Source organism: Leifsonia poae (genome assembly GCF_050632195.1).
GTDB classification, from domain to species: domain Bacteria; phylum Actinomycetota; class Actinomycetes; order Actinomycetales; family Microbacteriaceae; genus Leifsonia; species Leifsonia poae_C.
The window spans coordinates 3355419-3377774 of the sequence record NZ_CP192580.1 but is presented as its reverse complement, the minus strand read 5'-3'; the positions used below and the strand labels follow the sequence as shown (position 1 = coordinate 3377774).

Annotated in this window: 32 protein-coding genes and 1 pseudogene; 29 read left to right on the top strand and 4 right to left on the bottom strand. The window is 65.9% G+C overall.

Features of this window, described 5'->3' with window-relative positions; genetic code table 11:
* The first annotated feature begins 4 nt into the window (after nt 1-4).
* From rplD to ACQ86A_RS16920, 28 genes and pseudogenes are all read left to right on the top strand, one after another.
* Nucleotides 5-655, top strand: a complete 651-nt coding sequence (gene rplD / locus ACQ86A_RS17055; RefSeq protein WP_431278125.1) for a 50S ribosomal protein L4 — start codon at nt 5-7, stop codon at nt 653-655.
* Nucleotides 655-951 (top strand): 50S ribosomal protein L23, encoded by a 297-nt coding sequence (gene rplW, locus ACQ86A_RS17050; protein ID WP_431278124.1) that lies wholly within the window; start codon nt 655-657, stop codon nt 949-951. The genes rplD and rplW overlap by 1 nt, the downstream gene beginning before the upstream one ends.
* Before the next feature lie 26 nt (nt 952-977).
* Nucleotides 978-1817, top strand: coding sequence for a 50S ribosomal protein L2 (gene rplB / locus ACQ86A_RS17045; RefSeq protein ID WP_431278123.1), 840 nt, complete (start codon nt 978-980; stop codon nt 1815-1817).
* Between the two features lie 9 nt (nt 1818-1826).
* Nucleotides 1827-2108, top strand: a complete 282-nt coding sequence (rpsS, locus tag ACQ86A_RS17040) for a 30S ribosomal protein S19 (RefSeq protein WP_387061920.1) — start codon at nt 1827-1829, stop codon at nt 2106-2108.
* Nucleotides 2109-2132: 24 nt separating this feature from the next.
* A pseudogene (gene rplV / locus ACQ86A_RS17035) lies at nt 2133-2523 on the top strand (50S ribosomal protein L22).
* Nucleotides 2523-3290, top strand: coding sequence for a 30S ribosomal protein S3 (gene rpsC / locus ACQ86A_RS17030; RefSeq protein ID WP_431278122.1), 768 nt, complete (start codon nt 2523-2525; stop codon nt 3288-3290). The pseudogene rplV and the gene rpsC overlap by 1 nt, the downstream one beginning before the upstream one ends.
* A 2-nt stretch (nt 3291-3292) precedes the next feature.
* Entirely contained in the window at nt 3293-3712 is a 420-nt protein-coding gene (gene rplP / locus ACQ86A_RS17025) for a 50S ribosomal protein L16 (RefSeq protein WP_223691817.1), read from the top strand.
* The gene (gene rpmC / locus ACQ86A_RS17020) at nt 3712-4041 is read left to right on the top strand and encodes a 50S ribosomal protein L29 (protein ID WP_431278121.1); all 330 of its coding nucleotides are present in this window, start codon (nt 3712-3714) and stop codon (nt 4039-4041) included. Before rplP ends, rpmC begins: the two co-directional genes overlap by 1 nt.
* On the top strand, nt 4041-4352 hold the full coding sequence (rpsQ, locus tag ACQ86A_RS17015) for a 30S ribosomal protein S17 (RefSeq protein WP_431278120.1): 312 nt from the start codon (nt 4041-4043) through the stop codon (nt 4350-4352). The genes rpmC and rpsQ overlap by 1 nt, the downstream gene beginning before the upstream one ends.
* On the top strand, nt 4349-4717 hold the full coding sequence (rplN, locus tag ACQ86A_RS17010; protein ID WP_431278119.1) for a 50S ribosomal protein L14: 369 nt from the start codon (nt 4349-4351) through the stop codon (nt 4715-4717). Before rpsQ ends, rplN begins: the two co-directional genes overlap by 4 nt.
* Before the next feature lie 3 nt (nt 4718-4720).
* Nucleotides 4721-5083 (top strand): 50S ribosomal protein L24, encoded by a 363-nt coding sequence (gene rplX, locus ACQ86A_RS17005; protein ID WP_431278118.1) that lies wholly within the window; start codon nt 4721-4723, stop codon nt 5081-5083.
* Nucleotides 5083-5667, top strand: a complete 585-nt coding sequence (gene rplE / locus ACQ86A_RS17000; protein WP_431278117.1) for a 50S ribosomal protein L5 — start codon at nt 5083-5085, stop codon at nt 5665-5667. The genes rplX and rplE overlap by 1 nt, the downstream gene beginning before the upstream one ends.
* A 104-nt stretch (nt 5668-5771) precedes the next feature.
* Nucleotides 5772-6170 (top strand): 30S ribosomal protein S8, encoded by a 399-nt coding sequence (rpsH, locus tag ACQ86A_RS16995; protein ID WP_431278116.1) that lies wholly within the window; start codon nt 5772-5774, stop codon nt 6168-6170.
* A 6-nt stretch (nt 6171-6176) separates the two neighbouring features.
* Nucleotides 6177-6713: a 50S ribosomal protein L6 gene (gene rplF / locus ACQ86A_RS16990; protein WP_431278115.1), complete on the top strand. Its 537-nt coding sequence runs from the start codon at nt 6177-6179 to the stop codon at nt 6711-6713.
* Between the two features lie 2 nt (nt 6714-6715).
* Nucleotides 6716-7087, top strand: a complete 372-nt coding sequence (gene rplR / locus ACQ86A_RS16985) for a 50S ribosomal protein L18 (RefSeq protein ID WP_431278114.1) — start codon at nt 6716-6718, stop codon at nt 7085-7087.
* Nucleotides 7084-7803, top strand: coding sequence for a 30S ribosomal protein S5 (rpsE, locus tag ACQ86A_RS16980; RefSeq protein WP_431278113.1), 720 nt, complete (start codon nt 7084-7086; stop codon nt 7801-7803). The genes rplR and rpsE overlap by 4 nt, the downstream gene beginning before the upstream one ends.
* Nucleotides 7803-7988, top strand: coding sequence for a 50S ribosomal protein L30 (rpmD, locus tag ACQ86A_RS16975; RefSeq protein WP_055894815.1), 186 nt, complete (start codon nt 7803-7805; stop codon nt 7986-7988). Before rpsE ends, rpmD begins: the two co-directional genes overlap by 1 nt.
* Entirely contained in the window at nt 7988-8722 is a 735-nt protein-coding gene (gene rplO / locus ACQ86A_RS16970; RefSeq protein WP_431278112.1) for a 50S ribosomal protein L15, read from the top strand. The genes rpmD and rplO overlap by 1 nt, the downstream gene beginning before the upstream one ends.
* Before the next feature lie 113 nt (nt 8723-8835).
* Nucleotides 8836-10158 (top strand): preprotein translocase subunit SecY, encoded by a 1323-nt coding sequence (gene secY / locus ACQ86A_RS16965; RefSeq protein WP_431278111.1) that lies wholly within the window; start codon nt 8836-8838, stop codon nt 10156-10158.
* Nucleotides 10155-10775, top strand: coding sequence for an adenylate kinase (locus ACQ86A_RS16960; RefSeq protein ID WP_431278110.1), 621 nt, complete (start codon nt 10155-10157; stop codon nt 10773-10775). Before secY ends, ACQ86A_RS16960 begins: the two co-directional genes overlap by 4 nt.
* A 6-nt stretch (nt 10776-10781) precedes the next feature.
* Nucleotides 10782-11612, top strand: a complete 831-nt coding sequence (map, locus tag ACQ86A_RS16955; RefSeq protein WP_431278109.1) for a type I methionyl aminopeptidase — start codon at nt 10782-10784, stop codon at nt 11610-11612.
* Between the two features lie 171 nt (nt 11613-11783).
* Nucleotides 11784-12005 (top strand): translation initiation factor IF-1, encoded by a 222-nt coding sequence (gene infA, locus ACQ86A_RS16950; RefSeq protein WP_021759551.1) that lies wholly within the window; start codon nt 11784-11786, stop codon nt 12003-12005.
* Nucleotides 12006-12086: 81 nt separating this feature from the next.
* Nucleotides 12087-12200: a 50S ribosomal protein L36 gene (gene rpmJ, locus ACQ86A_RS16945; RefSeq protein WP_021759549.1), complete on the top strand. Its 114-nt coding sequence runs from the start codon at nt 12087-12089 to the stop codon at nt 12198-12200.
* 144 nt (nt 12201-12344) lie between these two features.
* Nucleotides 12345-12719, top strand: coding sequence for a 30S ribosomal protein S13 (gene rpsM, locus ACQ86A_RS16940; RefSeq protein ID WP_387061967.1), 375 nt, complete (start codon nt 12345-12347; stop codon nt 12717-12719).
* Between the two features lie 41 nt (nt 12720-12760).
* Entirely contained in the window at nt 12761-13159 is a 399-nt protein-coding gene (rpsK, locus tag ACQ86A_RS16935) for a 30S ribosomal protein S11 (protein ID WP_055821293.1), read from the top strand.
* Nucleotides 13160-13283: 124 nt separating this feature from the next.
* Nucleotides 13284-14279 carry a DNA-directed RNA polymerase subunit alpha gene (locus tag ACQ86A_RS16930; RefSeq protein ID WP_431278108.1) on the top strand — a complete coding sequence of 332 codons (996 nt, stop codon included), beginning with the start codon at nt 13284-13286 and terminating at the stop codon, nt 14277-14279.
* 51 nt (nt 14280-14330) lie between these two features.
* Complete coding sequence (rplQ, locus tag ACQ86A_RS16925; protein WP_431278107.1) at nt 14331-14912, top strand: 50S ribosomal protein L17; 582 nt, start codon at nt 14331-14333, stop codon at nt 14910-14912.
* A 105-nt stretch (nt 14913-15017) separates the two neighbouring features.
* A complete protein-coding gene (locus ACQ86A_RS16920) occupies nt 15018-16061 on the top strand; it encodes a GNAT family N-acetyltransferase (protein ID WP_431278106.1) in 1044 nt (347 codons plus the stop codon).
* A gap of 4 nt (nt 16062-16065) precedes the next feature.
* Here ACQ86A_RS16920 and ACQ86A_RS16915 read toward each other — a convergent pair whose 3' ends face one another.
* Entirely contained in the window at nt 16066-18033 is a 1968-nt protein-coding gene (locus tag ACQ86A_RS16915; RefSeq protein WP_431278105.1) for an acyltransferase family protein, read from the bottom strand.
* A 154-nt stretch (nt 18034-18187) separates the two neighbouring features.
* On the opposite strand from ACQ86A_RS16915, the gene ACQ86A_RS16910 reads away from it, so the two are divergent.
* Nucleotides 18188-18985 (top strand): tRNA pseudouridine synthase A, encoded by a 798-nt coding sequence (locus ACQ86A_RS16910; RefSeq protein ID WP_431280477.1) that lies wholly within the window; start codon nt 18188-18190, stop codon nt 18983-18985.
* A gap of 25 nt (nt 18986-19010) precedes the next feature.
* Here the strand turns inward: ACQ86A_RS16910 and ACQ86A_RS16905 are convergent, their stop codons facing one another.
* The 3 genes from ACQ86A_RS16905 to ACQ86A_RS16895 are packed head-to-tail and all read right to left on the bottom strand — an operon-like array spanning nt 19011 to nt 22349.
* A complete protein-coding gene (locus ACQ86A_RS16905) occupies nt 19011-20258 on the bottom strand; it encodes a DUF6716 putative glycosyltransferase (protein ID WP_431278104.1) in 1248 nt (415 codons plus the stop codon).
* A gap of 49 nt (nt 20259-20307) precedes the next feature.
* A complete protein-coding gene (locus tag ACQ86A_RS16900) occupies nt 20308-21180 on the bottom strand; it encodes an N-acetylneuraminate synthase family protein (RefSeq protein WP_431278103.1) in 873 nt (290 codons plus the stop codon).
* On the bottom strand, nt 21177-22349 hold the full coding sequence (locus tag ACQ86A_RS16895) for a cytidylyltransferase domain-containing protein (RefSeq protein WP_431278102.1): 1173 nt from the start codon (nt 22347-22349) through the stop codon (nt 21177-21179). Before ACQ86A_RS16895 ends, ACQ86A_RS16900 begins: the two co-directional genes overlap by 4 nt.
* Between the last annotated feature and the right edge of the window lie 7 nt (nt 22350-22356).

Sequence of the window (22356 nt, the reverse complement as noted above, 5' to 3'; positions counted from 1 at the left end):
TCGTATGGCTACCTCGATTGACGTCCTCGACGTCAAGGGCAAGAAGGCGGGCTCGGTCGAGCTTCCCGCCGACCTGTTCGACGTCCAGACCAACATCCCGCTGATCCACCAGGTCGTCGTGGCGCAGCTCGCCGCAGCGCGTCAGGGAACCCACAAGACCAAGCGTCGTGGTGAGGTCTCCGGTGCCGGCCGCAAGCCGTTCAAGCAGAAGGGAACCGGTCGCGCTCGTCAGGGCTCGATCCGCGCCCCTCAGATGACCGGTGGTGGCATCGTCCACGGACCGGTGCCCCGCAGCTACGCGCAGCGCACCCCCAAGAAGATGATCGCCGCCGCTCTGCTCGGTGCACTCAGCGACCGCGCCCGCGGCAGCCGTCTGCACGCTGTGGAGTCCCTCGCCCTCGGTGAGACCCCGTCGACCAAGGCCGTCGTGGAGTACCTCACCGGTGTCGCCACCTCGAAGCACGTTCTGATCGTGCTCGAGCGCGACGACGAGGTGAGCGCCAAGAGCGTCCGCAACATCCCGACCGTGCACGTGCTGCACTTCGACCAGCTGAACGCATACGACGTGCTGGTGAGCGACGACATCGTCTTCACCAAGGGCGCGCTCGAGGCCTTCATCGCTGCGAAGACCAACAAGGAAGAGGTGAACGCGTAATGGCCGTCAACAAAGACCCGCGCGACATCATCATCGCCCCCGTCGTCTCCGAGAAGAGCTACGGCCTGATCGACGAAGGCAAGTACACCTTCATCGTCGACCCCCGCTCGAACAAGACCGAGATCAAGCTCGCCATCGAGAGCATCTTCAAGGTCCAGGTCGCGTCGATCAACACCCTGAACCGTCAGGGCAAGACCCGCCGCACCAAGTTCGGCACCGGGAAGCGCAAGGACACGAAGCGTGCCATCGTCACGCTGAAGTCCGGTTCCATCGACATCTTCACGGCAGTTGGCTAAGGCCGGGATCTAGAGGAAAACAGACAATGGCTATTCGTAAGTACAAGCCCACGACCCCGGGTCGTCGCGGTTCAAGCGTTGCCGACTTCGCCGAGATCACTCGCTCGACGCCTGAGAAGTCGCTGCTCCGTCCGCTGTCGAAGACCGGTGGTCGCAACAACCAGGGCCGCATCACGACCCGTCACATCGGTGGTGGCCACAAGCGCCAGTACCGCGTCATCGACTTCCGTCGCAATGACAAGGACGGCGTGAACGCCAAGGTCGCTCACATCGAGTACGACCCCAACCGCACCGCTCGCATCGCGCTGCTCCACTACGTGGACGGCACGAAGCGCTACATCCTGGCCCCCAACAAGCTGGTCCAGGGCGACATCGTCGAGTCGGGTGCCGGCGCGGACATCAAGCCGGGCAACAACCTGCCCCTGCGCAACATCCCCACCGGTACCGTGATCCACGCGATCGAGCTGAAGCCGGGCGGCGGCGCCAAGATGGCCCGCTCCGCCGGAGCCTCGGTTCGCCTCGTCGCCAAGGACGGCCCGTACGCGCAGCTCCGCCTGCCCTCGGGCGAGATCCGCAACGTCGACGCCCGCTGCCGCGCCACCATCGGCGAGGTCGGCAACGCCGAGCAGTCGAACATCAACTGGGGCAAGGCCGGCCGCATGCGCTGGAAGGGCGTCCGCCCGACCGTGCGTGGTGTCGCCATGAACCCGATCGACCACCCGCACGGTGGTGGTGAGGGCAAGACCTCCGGTGGACGTCACCCGGTCAGCCCGTGGGGCCAGAAAGAAGGCCGCACCCGCCACCCCAACAAGGAAAGCGACAAGCTCATCGTTCGTCGCCGTACCGCCGGCAAGAAGCGTAAGTAGGAGTAGAAGATGCCACGCAGTCTCAAAAAGGGCCCCTTCGTCGACGACCACCTGCTTCGCAAGGTCGTTGTGGCGAACGAGGCCAACAGCAAGAACGTGATCAAGACCTGGTCGCGCCGCTCGATGATCATCCCGGCCATGCTGGGTCACACCATCGCGGTGCACGACGGTCGCAAGCACATCCCGGTGTTCGTCACCGAGACGATGGTCGGGCACAAGCTCGGCGAATTCGCGCCAACCCGCACCTTCCGTGGACACGTGAAGGACGACAAGAAGGGTCGTCGCCGCTAACGCGGTGACGTAAGGAGGAGAGAAATGGTGGAGTCGATCGCACGCGTGCGACACATCCGCGTGACCCCCAGAAGGCTCGTCGCGTCGTCAACCTGATCCGCGGCAAGCAGGCTCAGGAGGCCCTGGCCATCCTGAAGTTCGCCCCCAGGGTGCGAGCGAGCCGGTGTACAAGCTCGTCGCCTCGGCGATCGCCAATGCGCGTGTCAAGGCCGACCAGTCGAACACTTATCTGGACGAGCAGGACCTGTACGTCAGCAGCGCATTCGTCGATGAGGGCACGACCCTCAAGCGTTTCCAGCCGCGCGCACAGGGTCGGGCCTTCCGCATCAACAAGCGCACCAGCCACATCACGATCGTCCTCGCGACGCCGGATGAAGCTGACGTTGCCAAGGCCACGAAGAAGGCGAGCAAGTAATGGGTCAGAAAGTCAATCCATACGGCTTCCGTCTGGGAATCACCACCGACCACGTGTCGCGTTGGTTCTCCGACAGCACCAAGCCGGGCCAGCGTTACAGCGACTTCGTCGCCGAGGACGTCAAGATCCGTCGTCTGCTCCAGACGTCGCTCGACCGCGCGGGTGTCTCGCGCATCGAGATCGAGCGCACCCGTGACCGCGTCCGCGTCGACATCCACACCGCCCGTCCGGGCATCGTGATCGGTCGTCGTGGCGCCGAGGCCGAGCGCATCCGTGCCGACCTCGAGAAGCTCACGAAGAAGCAGATCCAGCTGAACATCCTCGAGGTGAAGAACCCCGAGGCCGACGCTCAGCTCGTCGCTCAGGGCATCGCCGAGCAGCTCTCCGCACGTGTGGCCTTCCGCCGCGCGATGCGCAAGGGACTGCAGGGTGCTCAGCGCGCCGGCGCCAAGGGTGTCCGCATCCAGGTCTCGGGCCGCCTCGGCGGTGCTGAGATGAGCCGCTCGGAGTTCTACCGCGAGGGCCGCGTGCCCCTGCACACGCTCCGCGCGAACATCGACTACGGCTTCTACGAGGCCAAGACGACCTTCGGTCGCATCGGTGTCAAGGTGTGGATCTACAAGGGCGACATCACGAACAAGGAACTCGCTCGCGAGCAGGCGAACACCAAGTCGACCCGTCCCGAGCGCAACGACCGTCCGCGTCGCGGCGGCCGCAGCAACGCTCCGGCCGAGACCGCGCCGGCGGCGGCAGGAGTTGAGGCATAACCATGTTGATCCCACGCAGAGTCAAGCACCGCAAGCAGCACCACCCCGGCCGTTCCGGCCAGGCCACTGGTGGCACGAAGGTCAGCTTCGGTGAGTTCGGTATCCAGGCCCTGACCCCCGCTTACGTGACCAACCGTCAGATCGAGTCCGCTCGTATCGCGATGACGCGTCACATCAAGCGTGGTGGAAAGGTATGGATCAACATCTATCCCGACCGTCCGCTCACGAAGAAGCCGGCCGAAACCCGCATGGGTTCCGGTAAGGGTTCGCCGGAGTGGTGGGTCGCGAACGTCAAGCCGGGCCGGGTCCTCTTCGAGGTCTCGGGTGTCGACGAGCAGCTCGCTCGTGAGGCAATGACCCGTGCAATCCACAAGCTGCCCCTCAAGGCACGCATCATCAAGCGCGAGGAGGGCGACGCGTAATGGCGATCGGATCCAAGGAGCTCGCATCCGCTGAGCTCGACACTTTCGAAGACGAGCGACTCGTCGACGAGCTGAAGAAGGCCAAGGAAGAGCTGTTCAACCTGCGCTTCCAGTCCGCCACCGGTCAGCTCGAAAGCCACGGCCGCCTGCGCGCCGTGAAGCGCGACATCGCTCGCATCTACACGGTCATCCGCGAGCGCGAGCTCGGCATCCGGGCCACCCCGGCCCCTGTCGAGGTCGCCGCGAAGACTGAGAAGAAGACCAAGGCCAAGAAGGAGGCTGCCCCGGCAGCCGCCGACGAGGCGACCGAGACTGAGGAGGCCAAGTAATGGCTGAGACCACCAAGGCCAAGAAAGCGGCCGAGGAGACGGTGGCCGACGAGGCCCTCGTCCGCGGGTACCGCAAGACGCGTCGCGGTTACGTGACCAGCGACAAGATGGACAAGACCATCGTCGTCGAGGTCGAGGACCGCGTGAAGCACCCCCTGTACGGCAAGGTCATCCGCCGCACCTCCAAGGTGAAGGCGCACGACGAGAACAACACCGCCGGCATCGGCGACCTCGTTCTCATCAACGAGACCCGTCCGCTGAGCGCCTCCAAGCGGTGGCGCCTGGTTGAGATTCTGGAGAAGGCCAAGTGATTCAGCAGGAATCCCGACTCAAGGTCGCAGACAACACGGGAGCCAAAGAGCTCCTCACGATTCGTGTTCTCGGTGGATCGGGTCGTCGTTACGCCGGTCTCGGCGACACGATCGTCGCGACCGTCAAGGACGCGATCCCCGGCGGCAACGTCAAGAAGGGCGACGTCGTCAAGGCTGTCATCGTGCGCGTGGTCAAGCAGACCCGCCGTCCCGACGGCTCGTACATCAAGTTCGATGAGAACGCCGCAGTGATCTTGAAGAACGACGGTGACCCCCGCGGCACCCGTATCTTCGGACCGGTCGGTCGCGAACTCCGCGACAAGAAGTTCATGAAGATCATCTCGCTGGCACCGGAGGTTATCTAAGTCATGGCGAAGAACATCAAGAAGGGCGACCTGGTTCAGGTCATCTCTGGTGCGACCCAGGCCCGTGGCGGCGACCGTGGAAAGCAGGGTCGCGTCATCGAGGTTCAGGTCGAGAAGAACCGCGTCATCGTCGAGGGTGTCAACTTCGTGACCAAGCACGTTCGCGTCGGCCAGACGCAGCGTGGCACGAAGACCGGCGGCATCGAGACGCACGAGGCTCCGATCCACGTGTCGAACGTCGCGCTCGTCGACCCCGACACCAAGAAGCCGACCCGCGTCGGCTTCCGCTCCGAGACAGTGACGAAGGACGGCGTCTCCAAGACGGTCCGCGTTCGTTACGCCAAGAAGTCAGGTAAGGACCTGTAATGACGGACACTGCCACCGCTGCTGGCAAAATCCAGCCGCGCCTCAAGCAGAAGTACAAGAACGAGATCTCGGCCCAGCTGACCAAGGACCTCGGCTTCACCAACCCGCACCAGGTGCCGGGTCTCGTGAAGATCGTCGTCAACATGGGTGTCGGCGAGGCTGCTCGCGACGGCAAGATCATCGATGGTGCGGTCGCCGACCTCACCAAGATCACCGGCCAGAAGCCGCAGGTCACCAAGGCCCGCAAGTCCATCGCGCAGTTCAAGCTGCGCGAGGGTCAGCCGATCGGCGCGCACGTCACACTGCGCGGCGACCGGATGTGGGAGTTCCTCGACCGCCTGCTCTCGCTCGCACTTCCCCGTATCCGCGACTTCCGCGGCCTGTCGGACAAGCAGTTCGACGGCACGGGCAACTACACCTTCGGTCTCACGGAGCAGGCTATGTTCCACGAGATCGACCAGGACAAGATCGATCGCGTCCGCGGCATGGACATCACTGTGGTGACCACCGCGAAGAACGACGACGAGGGCCGCGCGCTGCTCAAGCAGCTCGGTTTCCCGTTCCGTTCGAACGAGACCAACTAGTCCTCACACTGTCGGGCCGGTCGTTCCGGCCGGCCCGCTTCCACCACAGGTCGTCAGTCGTGTAACGGCTGAACGAAACCTGGTGAACCAAAGGAAACACTGCAATGACAATGACAGATCCGGTCGCAGACATGCTGACCAGACTGCGCAACGCGAACTCGGCGCACCACGACACCGTGTCGATGCCGCACTCGAAGCTCAAGGCGCACATCGCCGACATCCTCAAGGCCGAGGGATACATCTCCGCCTGGGACGTCGAGGATGCACGGGTCGGCAAGACCCTCACGCTGAGCCTCAAGTTCGGCCCGAACCGCGAGCGTTCCATCGCCGGTATCAAGCGCGTCTCGAAGCCCGGACTCCGCGTCTACGCGAAGTCCACCGAGATCCCCAAGGTGCTCGGCGGGCTCGGCGTGGCCATCCTGTCCACCTCCTCCGGTCTTCTGACCGACCGGCAGGCTGAGAAGAAGGGCGTAGGTGGGGAAGTCCTCGCCTACGTGTGGTAGTTCGAGATGTCGCGTATTGGAAGACTGCCCATCGACGTCCCTGCTGGGGTCGATGTGAAGATCGACGGCCAGGCCGTCACCGTCAAGGGCCCGAAGGGTGAGCTCTCGCTCACCGTCGCCAGCCCGATCGAGGTCAAGCTGGAAGAGGGCAAGGTGCTCGTCACCCGCCCCGACGACGAGCGCGCTTCGCGTTCGCTCCACGGCCTGACCCGCACCCTGATCAACAACCAGATCATCGGCGTCACCGAGGGTTACTCCAAGGGCCTCGAGATCGTCGGCACCGGTTACCGTGTCGCGCAGAAGGGCGCGGGCGTCGAGTTCGCTCTCGGCTTCTCGCACCCGGTCAACGTCGAGCCGCCCGCGGGGATCACTTTCACCGTTGAGGGCAACAACAAGCTCACCGTCGCCGGCATCGACAAGCAGGCCGTCGGTGAGGTCGCCGCCAACATCCGTAAGATCCGCAAGCCCGAGCCTTACAAGGGCAAGGGTGTGCGCTACGCCGGCGAGGTCGTCCGTCGCAAGGCCGGAAAGGCTGGTAAGTAACCATGGCTCTCGGAACACGAGGAAAGAGCAAGTCCGCTGCGCGTGGCCGTCGTCACACGCGCCTTCGCAAGAAGGTCGAGGGCACCGCGGTCCGTCCGCGCCTGGTCGTCAACCGTTCGGCCCGTCACGTCTTCGTGCAGGTCGTCGACGACAGCAAGGGTCACACCCTCGCGTCGGCTTCGACCATGGAGGCAGACCTCCGCAGCTTCGACGGTGACAAGACCGCCAAGGCTCGCAAGGTCGGCGAACTCGTCGCCGAGCGCGCGAAGAGCGCGGGCGTCGAGGCCGTCGTATTCGACCGTGGTGGCAGCAAGTACGCGGGTCGCGTCGCAGCTGTCGCCGAAGGAGCTCGAGAGGGTGGATTGAACCTGTGAGCGACGAACAGAACAACAAGGAGCAGACTGTGGCCTCAGAGCAGGCAACGGACGCCGTGGCGCCCGTGGAGACTGCGGCCTCCACGACCAGCACGCAGAACGAGCCTCGTGAGGCTCGCCGCGGTGGCCGTGAGCGCAACCCCAACCGTGATCGCGGCAGCCGCGACGCGGACAAGAGCCAGTTCCTCGAGCGCGTTGTGACCATCAACCGCGTCTCGAAGGTCGTCAAGGGTGGACGTCGCTTCAGCTTCACCGCCCTGGTTGTCGTCGGTGACGGCAACGGCCTGGTGGGCGTCGGCTACGGCAAGGCCCGTGAGGTGCCGCTGGCGATCTCGAAGGGCGTCGAGGAGGCGAAGAAGAACTTCTTCCGCGTTCCTCGCGTCGGCAACACCATCCCGCACCCCGTCCAGGGTGAGGCCGCTGCCGGTGTGGTGCTCCTGCGCCCCGCCGCCGCCGGTACCGGTGTTATCGCAGGTGGTCCCGTTCGCGCCGTTCTCGAGTGCGCCGGTATCCACGACGTCCTCAGCAAGTCGCTCGGCTCGTCGAACACGATCAACATCGTGCACGCGACCGTCGAGGCGCTGAAGCAGCTCGAAGAGCCGCGCGCCGTCGCCGCTCGTCGTGGGCTCGACTACGACCAGGTCGCCCCCGCGCGTCTGCTTCGTACCGAGGCAGCGCTGGCCGAGGCCGCCGCAACCGCTAAGGCAGGTGCCTGATGGCTGCTCGTCTGAAGATCACGCAGATCAAGTCCAAAGTAAGTGAGAAGCAGAACCAGCGCGACACGCTTCGCAGCCTGGGTCTGAAGCGCATCGGTGACGTCGTGGTTCGCGAGGACAACTCGCAGAACCGTGGATACGTCAACACCGTCGCTCACCTTGTCAAGGTCGAGGAGATTGACTAATGGCCGACGCTAAGAACGCCGCCGAAAAGGAAACAACCACCAAGGCCGCTCCGAAGGCCGCTGCCGAGAAGAAGGCGCCTGCGAAGGCCGCTGCTCCGAAGGCTGCTGCTGAGAAGAAGGCGCCTGCGAAGGCTGCCGCCGAGAAGACCGCTGCCCCGAAGGCTGCTGCTGAGAAGAAGGCGCCTGCAAAGGCTGCTGCAACCAAGGCCGCCGCATCCAAGGACGAGACCGTCGCCAAGGCTGACAAGCCGGCCGCGAAGGCTCCCGCCAAGAAGGCAGAGGCCACGGAGAGCCGCGAGCACGTGCTCAAGGTTCACCACCTCCGTCCCGCCGCCGGTTCCAAGAAGGACCGCACCCGCGTCGGACGCGGTGAGGGATCGAAGGGTAAGACCGCTGGTCGCGGTACCAAGGGAACCAAGGCGCGCTACTCCGTGCGTCCCGGCTTCCAGGGTGGCCAGCTGCCGCTGCACATGCGGGCTCCGAAGCTTCGCGGCTTCAAGAACCCGTTCCGCGTCGAGTACCAGGTCGTGAACCTGGAGAAGCTCGCCGAGCTCTACCCGTCGGGCGGTGACGTCACCGTCATCGACCTCGTCGCAAAGGGCGCCGTTCGCAAGAACGAGAAGGTCAAGGTTCTCGGCAATGGAGACATTGCGGTTAAGCTGAACGTCACGGTCGACAAGGTCTCCGGCTCCGCTGAGCAGAAGATCGTCGCCGCTGGTGGCTCTGTCAAGTAGCCACCAGGGTCGCATGGGCCGCGAGGCCCAGTTCGACCCCGTAAAGTAGTGCAGTCGGGTGATCAGGTCATCTGGTCACCCGGCTGACTCCTTACAGGAAAGCAGGACGCAACTTGTTTAGCGCCGTCGCGCGGATCTTCCGCACGCCAGATCTTCGCCGCAAGATCTTCTTCACTTTGGGCATCATCGCCCTGTTCCGCCTGGGATCGTTCATCCCGGCGCCGTTCGTCGATTTCGGCAACGTGCAAGCGTGTCTCAACGCCAACCAGGACACCTCTGGTCTCTACTCGCTCGTCAACCTCTTCTCGGGTGGCGCGCTCCTCAAACTCTCGATCTTCGCGCTCGGCATCATGCCGTACATCACCGCGTCGATCATCGTCCAGCTGCTGCGCGTGGTCATTCCGCGCTTCGAGACTCTCTACAAAGAGGGTCAGGCCGGTCAGGCCAAGCTGACGCAGTACACCCGCTACCTCACGATCGCGCTCGGCGTCCTGCAGTCGACGACGCTGATCACCGTCGCCCGCAGCGGCGCACTGTTCGGAACGACGGCCGTCTCGCAGTGCACCCAGTTGATCACCGACGACTCCTGGTACGCGATCATGCTGATGGTCGTCACGATGACCGCCGGCACCGGCCTCATCATGTGGATGGGCGAGCTCGTCACCGAGCGCGGCATCGGCAACGGCATGTCCCTGCTGATCTTCACGTCGATCGCGGCGCAGTTCCCCACCTCGCTCATCGCCATCGCGCAGTCGCAGAGCGTGGAGACGCTGCTGATCGTGATCGCCATCGGGTTGCTGATCGTCATGGCGGTGGTGTTCGTCGAACAGTCGCAGCGGCGCATCCCTGTGCAATACGCCAAACGGATGGTCGGCCGGCGCACATACGGCGGCAACAACACGTACATCCCGATCAAGGTCAACATGGCGGGCGTCGTGCCCGTGATCTTCGCATCCTCGCTGCTCTACCTGCCTGCGCTGATCGCGCAGTTCAACCAGCCGCCGGCGGGACAGGCTCCCGCGCCCTGGGTGCAGTGGATCACCAACTACCTCACCAAGGGCGATCACCCGCTCTACATGCTGCTCTACTTCCTCCTCATCGTGGGCTTCACGTACTTCTATGTGGCGATCACCTTCAACCCCGAAGAGGTCGCGGACAACATGAAGAAGTACGGCGGCTTCATCCCCGGCATCCGTGCCGGCCGTCCGACCGCCGAGTACCTCGACTACGTCCTCACCCGCGTGACCCTCCCCGGAGCGATCTACCTGGGGTTGATCGCACTGATACCGCTGATCGCGTTCGCCGTGATCGGGGCGAGCCAGAACTTCATGTTCGGTGGCACCTCGATCCTGATCATCGTCGGTGTCGGGCTCGAGACGGTCAAGCAGATCGACTCCCAGTTGCAGCAGCGGCACTATGAAGGGCTGCTGCGATGACCCGGATGCTCATCGTCGGCCCTCCCGGTTCGGGCAAGGGCACGCAGGCCTCCCGCATCACCCGCACATACGGCATCCCGGACATCTCGACCGGGGACATCTTCCGCGCGAACATCAAGAACGAGACGCCGCTCGGGCTCCAGGTCAAGGCGATCGTGGATGCGGGCGACTACGTTCCCGACTCCATGACCAACGAACTCGTCAAAGATCGCCTTGCTCAGGATGACGCCCAGAACGGCTTCCTCCTCGACGGCTACCCGCGCACGCTCGACCAGGTGCACTACCTCGACGAGCTGCTCGACTCCAAGGGCCAGCGGCTCGAGGCGGTCATCCAGCTCGTAGCCGACCAGGACGAGATCGTCTCCCGCCTGACCAAGCGCGCCGAGGAGCAGGGCCGCGCAGACGACTCGGAAGAGGCCATCCGTCACCGCCAGCAGGTCTACCTGCGCGAGACCTCGCCCCTGATCGACGTCTACCGCGACCGCGGCCTCCTCGTCGAGGTCGACGGCCTGGGCGAGATGGACGAGGTCGCCGAGCGCATCCGTGCCGCACTGACCGAGCGGGGTATCCTCCCCGTCGGCGATCGCGCCGCGGTCTCCGACGAGTCTGTGGCGTAGGGTTCCTTGGTCTTCAAGCGTTCGCTCTACAAGTCGCCCGCACAGCTGAGGCTGATGGTGGCGCCCGGTCTCGCGACCGCGGCATCGCTCGACGCCGTGCAGAGTGCGGTCGCGGCCGGCATGTCGACGCTCGAGCTCGACACGATCGCCGAGCAGGCGATCCTGGCTGCGGGCGGATCCTCCAACTTCAAGCTCGAGCAGGGTTACCACCACACGATCTGCTCGTCGGTGAACGACGAAGTCGTGCACGGCATCCCGGGCGGGCGCATCCTGCAGCCCGGTGACATCGTCTCGATCGACAGCGGGGCGATCCTCGACGGCTGGAACGGGGATGCTGCACGCAGCTTCGTGCTGCCCGATCCGACCCGGCCCGAGGTCGTCGCGGAACGGCAGAAGCTCTCCGACGTCACCGAGCAGTCGCTCTGGCAGGGCATCGCCCGGCTCGCATCGGCCAACCACCTGAACGAGGTGGGGGAGGCGATCGAGGACTACATCCTCTCCCAGGGCGAGTACGGCATCCTGACCGATTACATCGGCCACGGGATCGGTCGACGGATGCACGAGGAGCCGCCGGTCTTCAACTACCGCGTGCGCGCCAAGGGCCCCGAGGTGAAGCCCGGGCTCGTCGTCGCGATCGAGCCGATGGTCGTGCTCGGCGGACCGGACACATACGTCAAGGACGACGGCTGGACCGTCGCCACGGAAGACGGCAAGGCCGCCGCGCACTGGGAGCACAGCATCGCCGTGCACAAGGACGGAATCTGGGTGCTGACCGCCACGGACGGCGGCGCAGCAGGGCTCGCGCCCTTCGGCATCACGCCGACGCCGATCGCGTAGCTCTGCGCTCGAGGCGAACGCGCGCCGGCTGGCCGCGGAATCATACACTCCGATTGGCGAAACGCCGCAGAATCACCTAAGATTGATCCTTGGTGTCTTGGGCGCGTTTTTGCGTGCCGTCACCATATCAACGCACGACCAGCAAACAATACTTTTAGCGACAGTGAGGCTATGGCCAAAAAAGACGGTGTCATCGAGATCGAAGGATCTGTTGTCGAAGCGCTGCCCAACGCGATGTTCCGCGTCGAGCTGACGAACGGCCACAAGGTTCTTGCCCACATCTCCGGCAAGATGCGTCAGCACTACATCCGGATCCTCCCCGAGGACCGGGTGATCGTAGAGCTGAGCCCCTACGACCTGACCCGCGGCCGGATCGTCTACCGCTACAAGTAAAGGCTGCTGTAAGTAACGGCCGCGCCACCGGGTAGCCCCTGGCGAGGTACGAGGACAGCGAACAAAGGTAAAGAAACAACTATGAAGGTCAAGCCTTCCGTCAAGAAGATCTGCGACAAGTGCAAGGTCATCCGTCGCAACGGACGGGTCATGGTCATCTGCGAGAACCCGCGCCACAAGCAGCGCCAGGGCTGATCGCAGTCCAGCAACTCAAGATCGACACAACTCAATACGCACAGACAGCGACTCCAGAACCTGCATTGCAGGGGACACCCCCGGTTGGAGGCCGGAGCACCGGAGTCGCCCCACACCTCCACTCACTCACAGGAGAAAGCCACAATGGCACGTCTAGCAGGCGTTGACATCCCGCGCGAAAAGCGCGTGGAGGTCGCACTCACTTACATCTACGGCGTCGGCCGCACCCGGGCTCTGAAGACCCTCGCCGACACCTCGATCGACGGCAACATCCGCGTCAAGGATCTGTCCGACGACCAGCTCGTCGCTCTCCGCGACTACATCGAAGGCAACTTCAAGGTTGAAGGTGACCTCCGCCGCGAGGTCGCCGCCGACATCCGCCGCAAGGTCGAGATCGGCAGCTACGAGGGTATCCGCCACCGCAAGGGCCTCCCCGTCCGCGGACAGCGCACCAAGACCAACGCTCGCACCCGCAAGGGCCCGAAGCGCACCGTGGCCGGCAAGAAGAAGGCTCGCTAGGCCTCCGCCAGCAGCCTCGCCTTTAGGATTCAGGAGAAATCATGGCAGCACCCAAGTCGGCCGTTCGCAAGCCGCGTAAGAAAGAGAAGAAGAACATCGCCGTGGGCCAGGCCCACATCAAGTCGACGTTCAACAACACCATCGTTTCGATCACCGACACCACCGGTGCGGTCATCAGCTGGGCATCCTCGGGTGGCGTCGGCTTCAAGGGTTCGCGCAAGTCGACCCCGTTCGCCGCACAGCTCGCCGCCGAGTCGGCCGCGCGTCAGGCGCAGGAGCACGGCATGAAGAAGGTCGACGTCTTCGTGAAGGGCCCGGGCTCGGGTCGCGAGACGGCGATCCGTTCGCTGCAGGCCGCCGGTCTCGAGGTCGGTTCGATCAACGACGTGACCCCGCAGGCGCACAACGGTTGCCGCCCGCCCAAGCGTCGCCGCGTCTAAGTAAGTTCTCTTCCGCCGCTATCGGCGGCGGCCGCACAGCGGTCGTCGCCGATCATGCGCGACAACTCAATACCTAACTCACGCAAGTGTCATATAGCGGACACTTAGCCGAAAGGAATAAACAGTGCTCATTGCACAGCGTCCTACGCTCGCCGAAGAGAACATTTCCGAGTTCCGCTCGCGGTTCGTGATCGAGCCCCTCGAGCCGGGCTTCGGTTACACCCTGGGCAACTCGCTTCGTCGTACCCTCCTCTCCTCGATCCCCGGCGCTGCCGTGACGAGCATCCGCATCGACGGTGTTCTGCACGAGTTCAGCACCGTCCCGGGTGTCAAGGAAGACGTCACCGAGATCATCCTGAACATCAAGGGTCTCGTGGTCTCGAGCGAGCACGACGAGCCGATCACCGCCTACCTGCGCAAGACCGGCTCCGGCCAGGTCACCGCAGCCGACATCTCGGCTCCGGCGGGTGTGGAGATCCACAACCCCGAGCTCGTGATCGCCACCCTGAACGAGAAGGCGAAGTTCGAGGTCGAGCTGACCATCGAGCGTGGCCGCGGTTACGTGTCGGCCACCCAGAACCGCAACGAGTACAGCGAGGCGGGCCAGATCCCGATCGACTCGATCTACTCGCCCGTTCTCAAGGTCACCTACCGTGTCGAGGCCACTCGTGCCGGTGAGCGCACCGACTTCGACCGCCTGGTGGTCGACGTCGAGACCAAGCCGGCGATCAGCCCGCGCGACGCCATCGCTTCGGCCGGTCGCACCCTGACCGAGCTGTTCGGCCTCGCCCGCGAGCTGAACACCGCCGCCGAGGGCATCGAGATCGGCCCCGCGCCGGTCGACGCCGTTCTCAGCTCCGAGCTGTCGATGCCGATCGAAGACCTCGACCTCTCGGTCCGTTCGTACAACTGCCTCAAGCGTGAGGGCATCAACACCGTGAGCGAGCTCGTCTCCCTCTCGGAGACGCAGCTCATGAACATCCGCAACTTCGGTCAGAAGTCGGTGGACGAGGTCAAGGACAAGCTCACCGAGATGGGCCTGTCGCTCAAGGATTCGGTGCCCGGCTTCGACGGCGCCCACTTCTACAGCGGCTACGAAGAAGACGAGACCAACATCTGAGGCTTGTCTTCTCGACAACCTTTCGACTTTCAACACTGGAGATAACCGATCATGCCTAAGCCCACCAAGGGCCCCCGCCTCGGAGGCGGTCCCGCGCACGAGCGCCTGATGCTCGCCAACCTGGCGGCCGCGCTGTTCACGCACAAGAGCATCAAGACGACCGAGACCAAGGCGAAGCGCCTTCGTCCGCTGGCCGAGCGTCTCATCACGTTCGCCAAGCGCGGCGACCTGCACGCCCGTCGTCGCGTGCTCACCGTCATCCACGACAAGGGTGTTGTGCACGAGCTCTTCACCGAGATCGCGCCGCTCGTCGCCGAGCGTGAGGGCGGTTACACCCGCATCACCAAGCTGGGCTTCCGCAAGGGCGACAACGCCTCGATGGTGCAGATCGAGCTCGTTCTCGAGCCCGTCACCCCGAAGGTGAAGTCGACCAAGAAGTCGGCGAAGGCTGCTCCGGCCGCCGCGCCGGTCGAAGAGGCGCCGGTCGAAGAGACCGCAGCCGAGGAGACCGCAGCTGACGAGACCGCAACCGTGGAGACCGAGGCCGCTGAGGCCGAGGTCGTCGAGTCGGCCACCGACGACGCCAGCGCGTCTGAGGAGACCACCGCCGAGGCCGAGGCCGAGAAGGCCTAGCCCTCTCGCAGGTTCACGACAGACCCCGCATCCGGTTTCGGATGCGGGGTCTTTCGCTTTCCCGCATGCTCCCGCTCGCGGCCGGCGACTCTCTAGGGTGGAACCATGTCCGACGAGATCGACACACTCAAGCCCGTGCGCGAACGGATGCAGGCTCCGCCGACGTACCTGCCCGAGCATCATTTGATCGCCGTCTGGCGGCCGCTCACGATGGATGACGTCGACGTCGCCACCGAGCTCCTTCAAGCCGCCGATCGTGCCGATCACCCGAACTATCTCGCGACCCGCGAAGAGGTAGCGGAGGACATGGGCTACTCGTTCGTCGACCTGTCGACGGATTCGCTGGCCGGCTTCACCGAGGACGGCCGCCTGGTCGCGGCGCTCCTCGTGGTCGTGCCGCCGCTGCAGGAGACACTCGTGCGCGCGTTCCTGAACGGGGGCGTGCATCCGGATCTCCGCGGCCAGGGCATCGGCCGGGAGCTGCTGGCGTGGGGACAGACCCGGGCCCAGCAGAAGCTCGCCGCCTCCGAGAAGGCGCTGCCGGCGTGGATCCTCGCCTACGCCGACGAGCGTGCTCCGCAGACCGAGCAGCTGTTCAAGCGTGCCGGGTTCAAGGTGGCCCGGTACTTCGTGGCTTTGGAACGCGATCTGCGCGAGCCGATACCGGTCGTCGAGCCCGCCGAGGGCATCCGGATCGTCCCGTATACGCCCGAGCTGTCGGAGGCGACTCTTGCAGCGCGCACGGACTCGTTCCGCGACCACTGGGCCAGCCAGCCGTTGAGCGACGAGCAATGGACCGCGTGGCTCGAAGGCACTTTTCTTCCGGACGTCTCCTTCCTCGCCGTCGCGGACGGGGAGGAGGGCGAGGAGGTCGTCGGTTTCGTGCTCTGCCAGGTCAACGAGGACGATTGGGAGAGTCAGGGCTTCACCGGTGCGTACATCGGCATGGTCGGCACGACCCGGGCCTGGCGAGGCAGGAAGATCGCCCCAGCATTGCTCGGTCGCTGCCTGCAAGCGTGTGCCGATCTCGGCTGGGAGAAAGTCACGCTCGACGTGGACGCCGAGAACCCGTCAGGAGCACTCGGGCTGTACACGAGGATGGGCTTCGTTCAGACCAACTCGGAGACCTGCCTGATCCGCGAATTCTGAGCGACTATTGCGGGCGAGGTCCGGCCTGGTCCCACGCGTTGGCGACGCGCACCGACGACTGCTGAGCGAGCTTCATCAGGGCCTGGTGCAGTGCATCCGCATAGATGGCGCCGCCGCGAGCACCGGGGTGGATCTGGTCGGAAGCGAGCAGGTCGAGGTGCGGAGCGATCGCGTCCCGCCAGTCGGAGAGCGTCACTCGGGTGGGATGCGCCGTCGCGAAATCACGCAGCGTGGCGTTCACGCCGTCCGTCCACGGCCGGGGAGCCTGGGTGCTGACGAGGATCAGATGGCGATCGGGTCCGATGACCTGCAGCAGCCCCTCGAGCGTGTCCGCCGAGATCGCGCCGTTGGTGCCCAGCCCGATCAGCACGACCTTGCGTAGGGTTCCGGATGCCCGGGCCGCGTCCACGAGGCCCGGCGCCTTGTTCATCTGTCGCGACACGACGGCGTCGATCGAGATACCCGGCAGCTTCTCCTGCAGGGCGGGTGCCGCGGCCAGCATCACGGAATCGCCGAAGGCGGAGATGTCCGGTCCGGTGGCGACGGGATGCGGGTCGGGCGGCATGCGGAGATCCCGAGGATGCACAGGCGGCTCACCGTGGATCGGCGCGGACTGGTTCGGCGCCGCCTGCCCAAGCGAGGCCTTCCCGCGCTCGATGAATGCCTGCGCGCCGGTCGCGGCGGGCGCGACAGCGATGGCGGCGACGGTCCCCGCCACGAGGAGCACGGCGACGGTCGTCGCAGCGATGCCGGCGGCGCGGGCCGAGCCGGAGGCGCGCATCCGGAGACGGGCGTGACGAAGCACGCCGAGGATCCCGTGTCGACGGATCGGCGTTTCGACCCACCGGTACGAGAGCAACGTGGCGGCGACCGCGATGGCGAGGGAGCCGAGGCCGATGACCACGGAGGTGGATGGGTCGTGCTCGTCGGGAACGAGAGCGCACGCGAGCACGAAGATCGGCCAGTGCCAGAGGTAGAGCCCGTAGGAGCGCACACCGAGGTAGCGCAGCGGGCGGATGTCGAGCATCCGGCCGAACGTCGCACCGGGGATCACGGCGGCGAAGATCAGAACGGCGGTGGCGACGCTGACGAGCACGAGTCCGCCGCGATACGTGAATGTCGCGTCGTCGTGCATCGCCCAGGCCGAGACAGCCAGGCCCGCGAGGGACAGGATGCCCAGGGCGGGCAGCCAGCGCCGCGCGAAGACCTGCAGTGCGCTCTCTCCCGCGTCGAGGTCGAGCGGACGCAGGCGGCTGACGATGATGGCGAGCGCAGCTCCGGCAGCTAAGCCGAAGCTGTGCGTGTCCGAACCGAAGTACACCCGGGTCGGGTCATCGCCGGGTGTGTACAGCGCGAACATCGCGACCGCGGATGCCACAGCTACTGCGCTCACGATGGCGAGCCTCACCCACCACGCGCGCACGAGAGCGAGGAGCAGGATCACGAGCGGCCAGACAAGGTAGAACTGCTCTTCGACGGCGAGCGACCACAGATGCTTGAACAGCTCTGGTGCGTCATTGTTGAAGTAGCTGCTGTCGGCCGCGATCGAGAGCCAGTTGGCGCTGAATGTCGCTGCGCCCAGCACCTGCCTGCCCAGGCCGACCAGCACATCCCCGCCGACCGCCAGCGCAGCCGTCGAGCACACCACCACCAGCAGGGCGATGGCAGGCATCAGTCGGCGCGCACGGCGTACCCAGAAGAGTTTGAGATCGATGCGGCCGGTGGTGCTGCGCTCGCGCATCAGCAGGCTCGTGATGAGAAAACCGCTGATCACGAAGAAAATGTCGACCCCGATGAAACCGCCGGGCAGCACGCCGGGGAACAGGTGGTACACCAGCACTGCGCCGACCGCGAGCGCCCGGAGGCCGTCGAGCCCGGCATAGTGCCGAACGCCGTGCGGGCGCGCGGAGACCACAGCGGGGTCGACGGTGAGCGGGATGCTCAGGCGCGGAGGAGTTGTCGTGACAGTCATAGAGAATCGGGGCTCGCGGGAAAAGACCCTCCACCATAACAACGGCCCCTGACAGGTCGGTGGTCTGCCTAGAATTGTCTGCGTGACGACCGAGGTGACGACCCGATTCAGGCTCGACATCGCTTACCAGGGCACCGATTTCAATGGCTGGGCGATGCAGCCGGGTCAGCGAACCGTGCAGGGCGAACTGGGGTCGGCACTCGCCACGATCTTCCGCCGGTACGGCCCGTCTCCGACCCTTACCGTGGCCGGACGAACCGATGCCGGGGTTCACGCTGTCGGCCAGGTCGCGCACGTCGACTTGACCGACGCTCAGGTAGCGATGCTGCTCAAGCCCCGTGGCAAGAGCGTGGTGACGGATGCGGCTGCGGCGCTCGCCCGCCGGGTCAACGGCATCCTGGGTCCCGTTCCCGACCTGATCGTGACGTCGGCGTCGCAAGCGCCGGAGGGCTTCGACGCGCGCTTCTCCGCTTTCTGGCGCCGGTACGAGTATCGAGTCGCGGACACCCTGTCGCTGCGGGACCCGCTCCAGCGCCATCGCACCGCGTGGCTGCCGACCGAGCTCGATCTGGAGTCGATGGATGCGGCAGCCGTGAGCCTGCTCGGGCTGCACGACTTCGCCAGCTACTGCAAGCCGCGGGAGGGTGCCACGACGATCCGCACGCTGCTCGGCTTCGGCTGGCGCCGTGACGCGGACGGCGTTCTCATCGCCGAGGTGAGGGCCGACGCGTTCTGCCACAGTATGGTGCGCGCACTGGTCGGCGCCTGTGTCACGGTCGGCGAAGGCAAACTCCGTGTCGAGGATCTCGTCACCCTGCGCGACGGACGTGAGCGCACCAACGCGTTCCGGGTGATGCCGGCGCGCGGGCTGACGCTGATGCAGGTGGGCTACCCCGACGACGTCGGCCTGGCGATCCGCGCAGCGCAGACGCGGGCGACGCGCACGCTCTGAGCGCGCTGCCTGCGGTCACCGCCGATCAGCCCTGGGGCGTAGACGGTTCCGCCCTGCGGAGGGAACGCGTCAGACGGCGCACGAGGCGTTTCGTGCCACGGATCGGGGTGCCGATGGCGAGCGCGATGGCGCCTAGTCCGCTGCGGTCGTTTGCCCCAAGTGCGATCTTGCGCTCCCAGGCGCGCCTGAGCGCTCCGCCGCGGTTTCGGCGCACGGCGGCCCGGCGGGGGAGTTCGTCGTGGTCGCGCAGATCCATGAGCCCGGCCGCTCGCGCCGCCCAGTCGTTCGACGACGCGGGGTGGAAGTAGTTGTCGTCGAGCCACCCGGCGTCGACCGTGCGAAAGCGACCGGCAATCAGATCGGCTGCGGAGCCTTCCAGGCCGCTGCCGACGAACACCTCGTTGATCATGCTGCGCGAGACCCCGAAGTCGGTGAACACCAGGCAGGGGAGGCCGCGACCGATCGCCTCGATCACGGCCGTCGAACTCACCGTCACGAGTGCGAGCGCACGGTCGAGATGCGCGCTCATCGGGCCGGTCAGAACGACGAGATTCGGCGGTGCATCAGGAGGGAGCAGCTCGGCGTACGGGTACGTCTCGTGGTGGGTCTGCTTTTCGCCGCGTACCGCTCGGGTCTTGATGACGATCCGCCACTCAGGATGCGCGACAGCGGTGGCCGCGAGCCATCCGACGATCCGCTCCCGGTCCTCGCGGGACGAAGGAACGCTCGGCTGTGCGGCGAAGACGACGCTGTCGCGGACGGGCGCAGTGTGGGCGCGTAGCGCGTCCGTCTGCGCCCGATCGCGCTCGCCGCCGACGAACGGCAACGTTGCGAGGCCGTAGTGGGGGACTACCCCGCCGTCTTCGGCAAGGGCCGTGTACTCGCGCACCTCGCGCCTGCTGTGGAGCACGAAGAGGTCGGCGCGGGCGCGCAGGAAGAGGCCCTTCCATTTTGCCGGGTACGAGATGCCGGGGAGGCCGGTGATGAGCACGGGGCGGGGTGACACGCGGCGGTGGATCTCGTCGATCAGCAGCTCGGCGACCGGTCCGAGGGTGGCGACCAGCACGGCATCCGGAGGATCGAGACGGATGCGCTCGACCACGTCATCGACGCTGCTGACGGTCGGCGGAGCATCCACCAGCGGTGCCAGTCTCACGTCGACTCCGCGGAAGGCCGACGAAAGCTGGGCACGGCTCGCCGAGACGGGCGTGGCCACGGTCACGACATCGAGCTCCCACTCCGCCGGCGAGGCCGAGAGGAGATGCGCCCCCATTTGGCGAAGGAATCGGTGTCGACGATCCCCAGGACCCGCCGTGGCACTGTCAGGCTCCCACCCGCCTGAGCTTCGACAGCGGAGCGAGCTCGCCGGGGAAGATCCGCTTCACGCCGTCGCCGAGTGCCGTCTCGATGATGCGGATGTCGCGCACCAGGTGAGTGAGGCCCTGCGGTTCGAGGGAGGCGGCGTGGTCCGATCCCCACATCGTGCGGTCGAGGGTGATGTGGCGCTCGACCGCGGCAGCGCCGAGCGCGACGGCTGCGAGCGAGATCTGCAATCCGGGCTCGTGGCCGGAGTATCCGACGGGAATGCCGGGGTAGCGCTGCATCAAGGTGCCGATCATCCGGAGGTTTGCCTCTTCGGCAGGCAGTGGGTACGTCGAGGTCGCGTGCAGGATGACGAGCCGCTCGGTGCCGAGCGCGTCGACGGCGCGATCGATCTGCTCCAGGGTGGACATGCCGGTGGAGAGGATGACGGGCTTGCCTGTGGCGGCGACGGCGCCGAGCAGTCCGAGGTCGGTTACGGACGCTGACGCGATCTTGTACGCGACGACGTTCAAGTCTTCGAGGAACTCGACCGATGGCTCATCCCACGGGGATGCGAACCAGTCGAGACCGCGCATCGTCGCGTAGTCGCCGATCTCGATGTACTGGTCGCGGTCGAACTCGACCCGATAGCGGTACTCGAGGTAGGTCATCTCGCCCCAGGGCGTGCTGCGCGGCACGGATTTCATGTGCTCGGGGGTGGAGATGGCCGGTGTGCGCTTCTGGAACTTGACCGCCTGCGCGCCAGCGTCGGCCGCGACGTCGATGAGGCGCTTGGCGATGTCGACGTCGCCGTTGTGGTTGAGCCCGATCTCGCCGATCAGGTACGCGGGGTTACCGCCGCCGATCGTCGAGCGTCCGATGTCCACCGTCATGATGCTCCGTTCCGTTGGGTGAGGATGAGGTCTGCCAGTTCGCGCACCGCGCCGTCTCCGCCCGCCCGGCTGAGCACGTGCCGGGAGGCGGCGAGCACATCCGGATGCGCGTCCGCCACCGCGATCGGCCAGCCGACGATGCCGAGCACGCCGAGGTCGTTGATGTCGTTGCCGAGGTAGGCGATGCGGTCGAGTCCGATGCCGGCCTCTTCCGCCCAGGTGCGCAGCGTGGTCGCCTTGTCGTCGACGCCATGCAGGACGGGGACGCGCAGCTTTGCGGCGCGCGTGGCGACGACCGCATTCGTCTCGGTGGAGAGGATGAGCACGGGAACGCCGGCTTCGCGGAGGAGCCGCACGCCCATCCCGTCGCGGCGGTTCACGACGACGGACTCGGCGCCCTCGGTGGTCACTGTTGCGCGGTCGTCGGTGTGTACGCCGTCGAAGTCGGTGACGAGGGCGTCGACCTCGATCGTCGGGACTCGCTCGATGAGCCTCGCGGCGGCCTCCGCGGCGAGAAGGTCGGCGGGGTCGTCGATGTCGATCGCTCCGCGCTCCGGCACCACGGCGAGCTCGACGCGGCCGAAGAAGCGGTGACCCGCCTCACGGAATCCGTTGGCGCGCATGGCGTAGAACGCGCCCGTCTCGCGGTACTCGGGCTCCCGGTCCTGGCGCCGTGGCCGCGTGGCGGCGTCGTGGTTGACCGCGACGGCCGCGCCGCTCTCGTCGATGCGCCAGAGGAACGCGTGCGATGCTGTGGCCGCGAGCACGACATCCGCTGAGCCGGAGAGCACGCGGTCGACGGCGGCGTCGAGCGCTGCGGGATCGATGAACGGAGAGGTCGCCTGAATGAAAAGGAGCACATCCGGCCGAACACCCTCGGCCGCCAACGTCTCGAGTGCGTGCAGCAGCGCGGCTTCGGAGGATGCGCTGTCGTCAGAGATCTGCGCCGGCCGAGCGATGACTTCCCCTCCGGCGTCGCGAGCGGCTGCTGCGATCAAGTCGCCGTCGGTGCTCACGTACACCGCATCCACCGAGGACGCTTCGCCGGCGGCGTCGACCGCTCGGGCGATCAGGCTGCGACCCGCGACGAGCGCGAGGTTCTTGCCGGGGATGCCCTTCGAGCCGGAGCGCGCGGGGATGACCGCGACGACACGGGGAGAGGTGCGCATGTCCGCA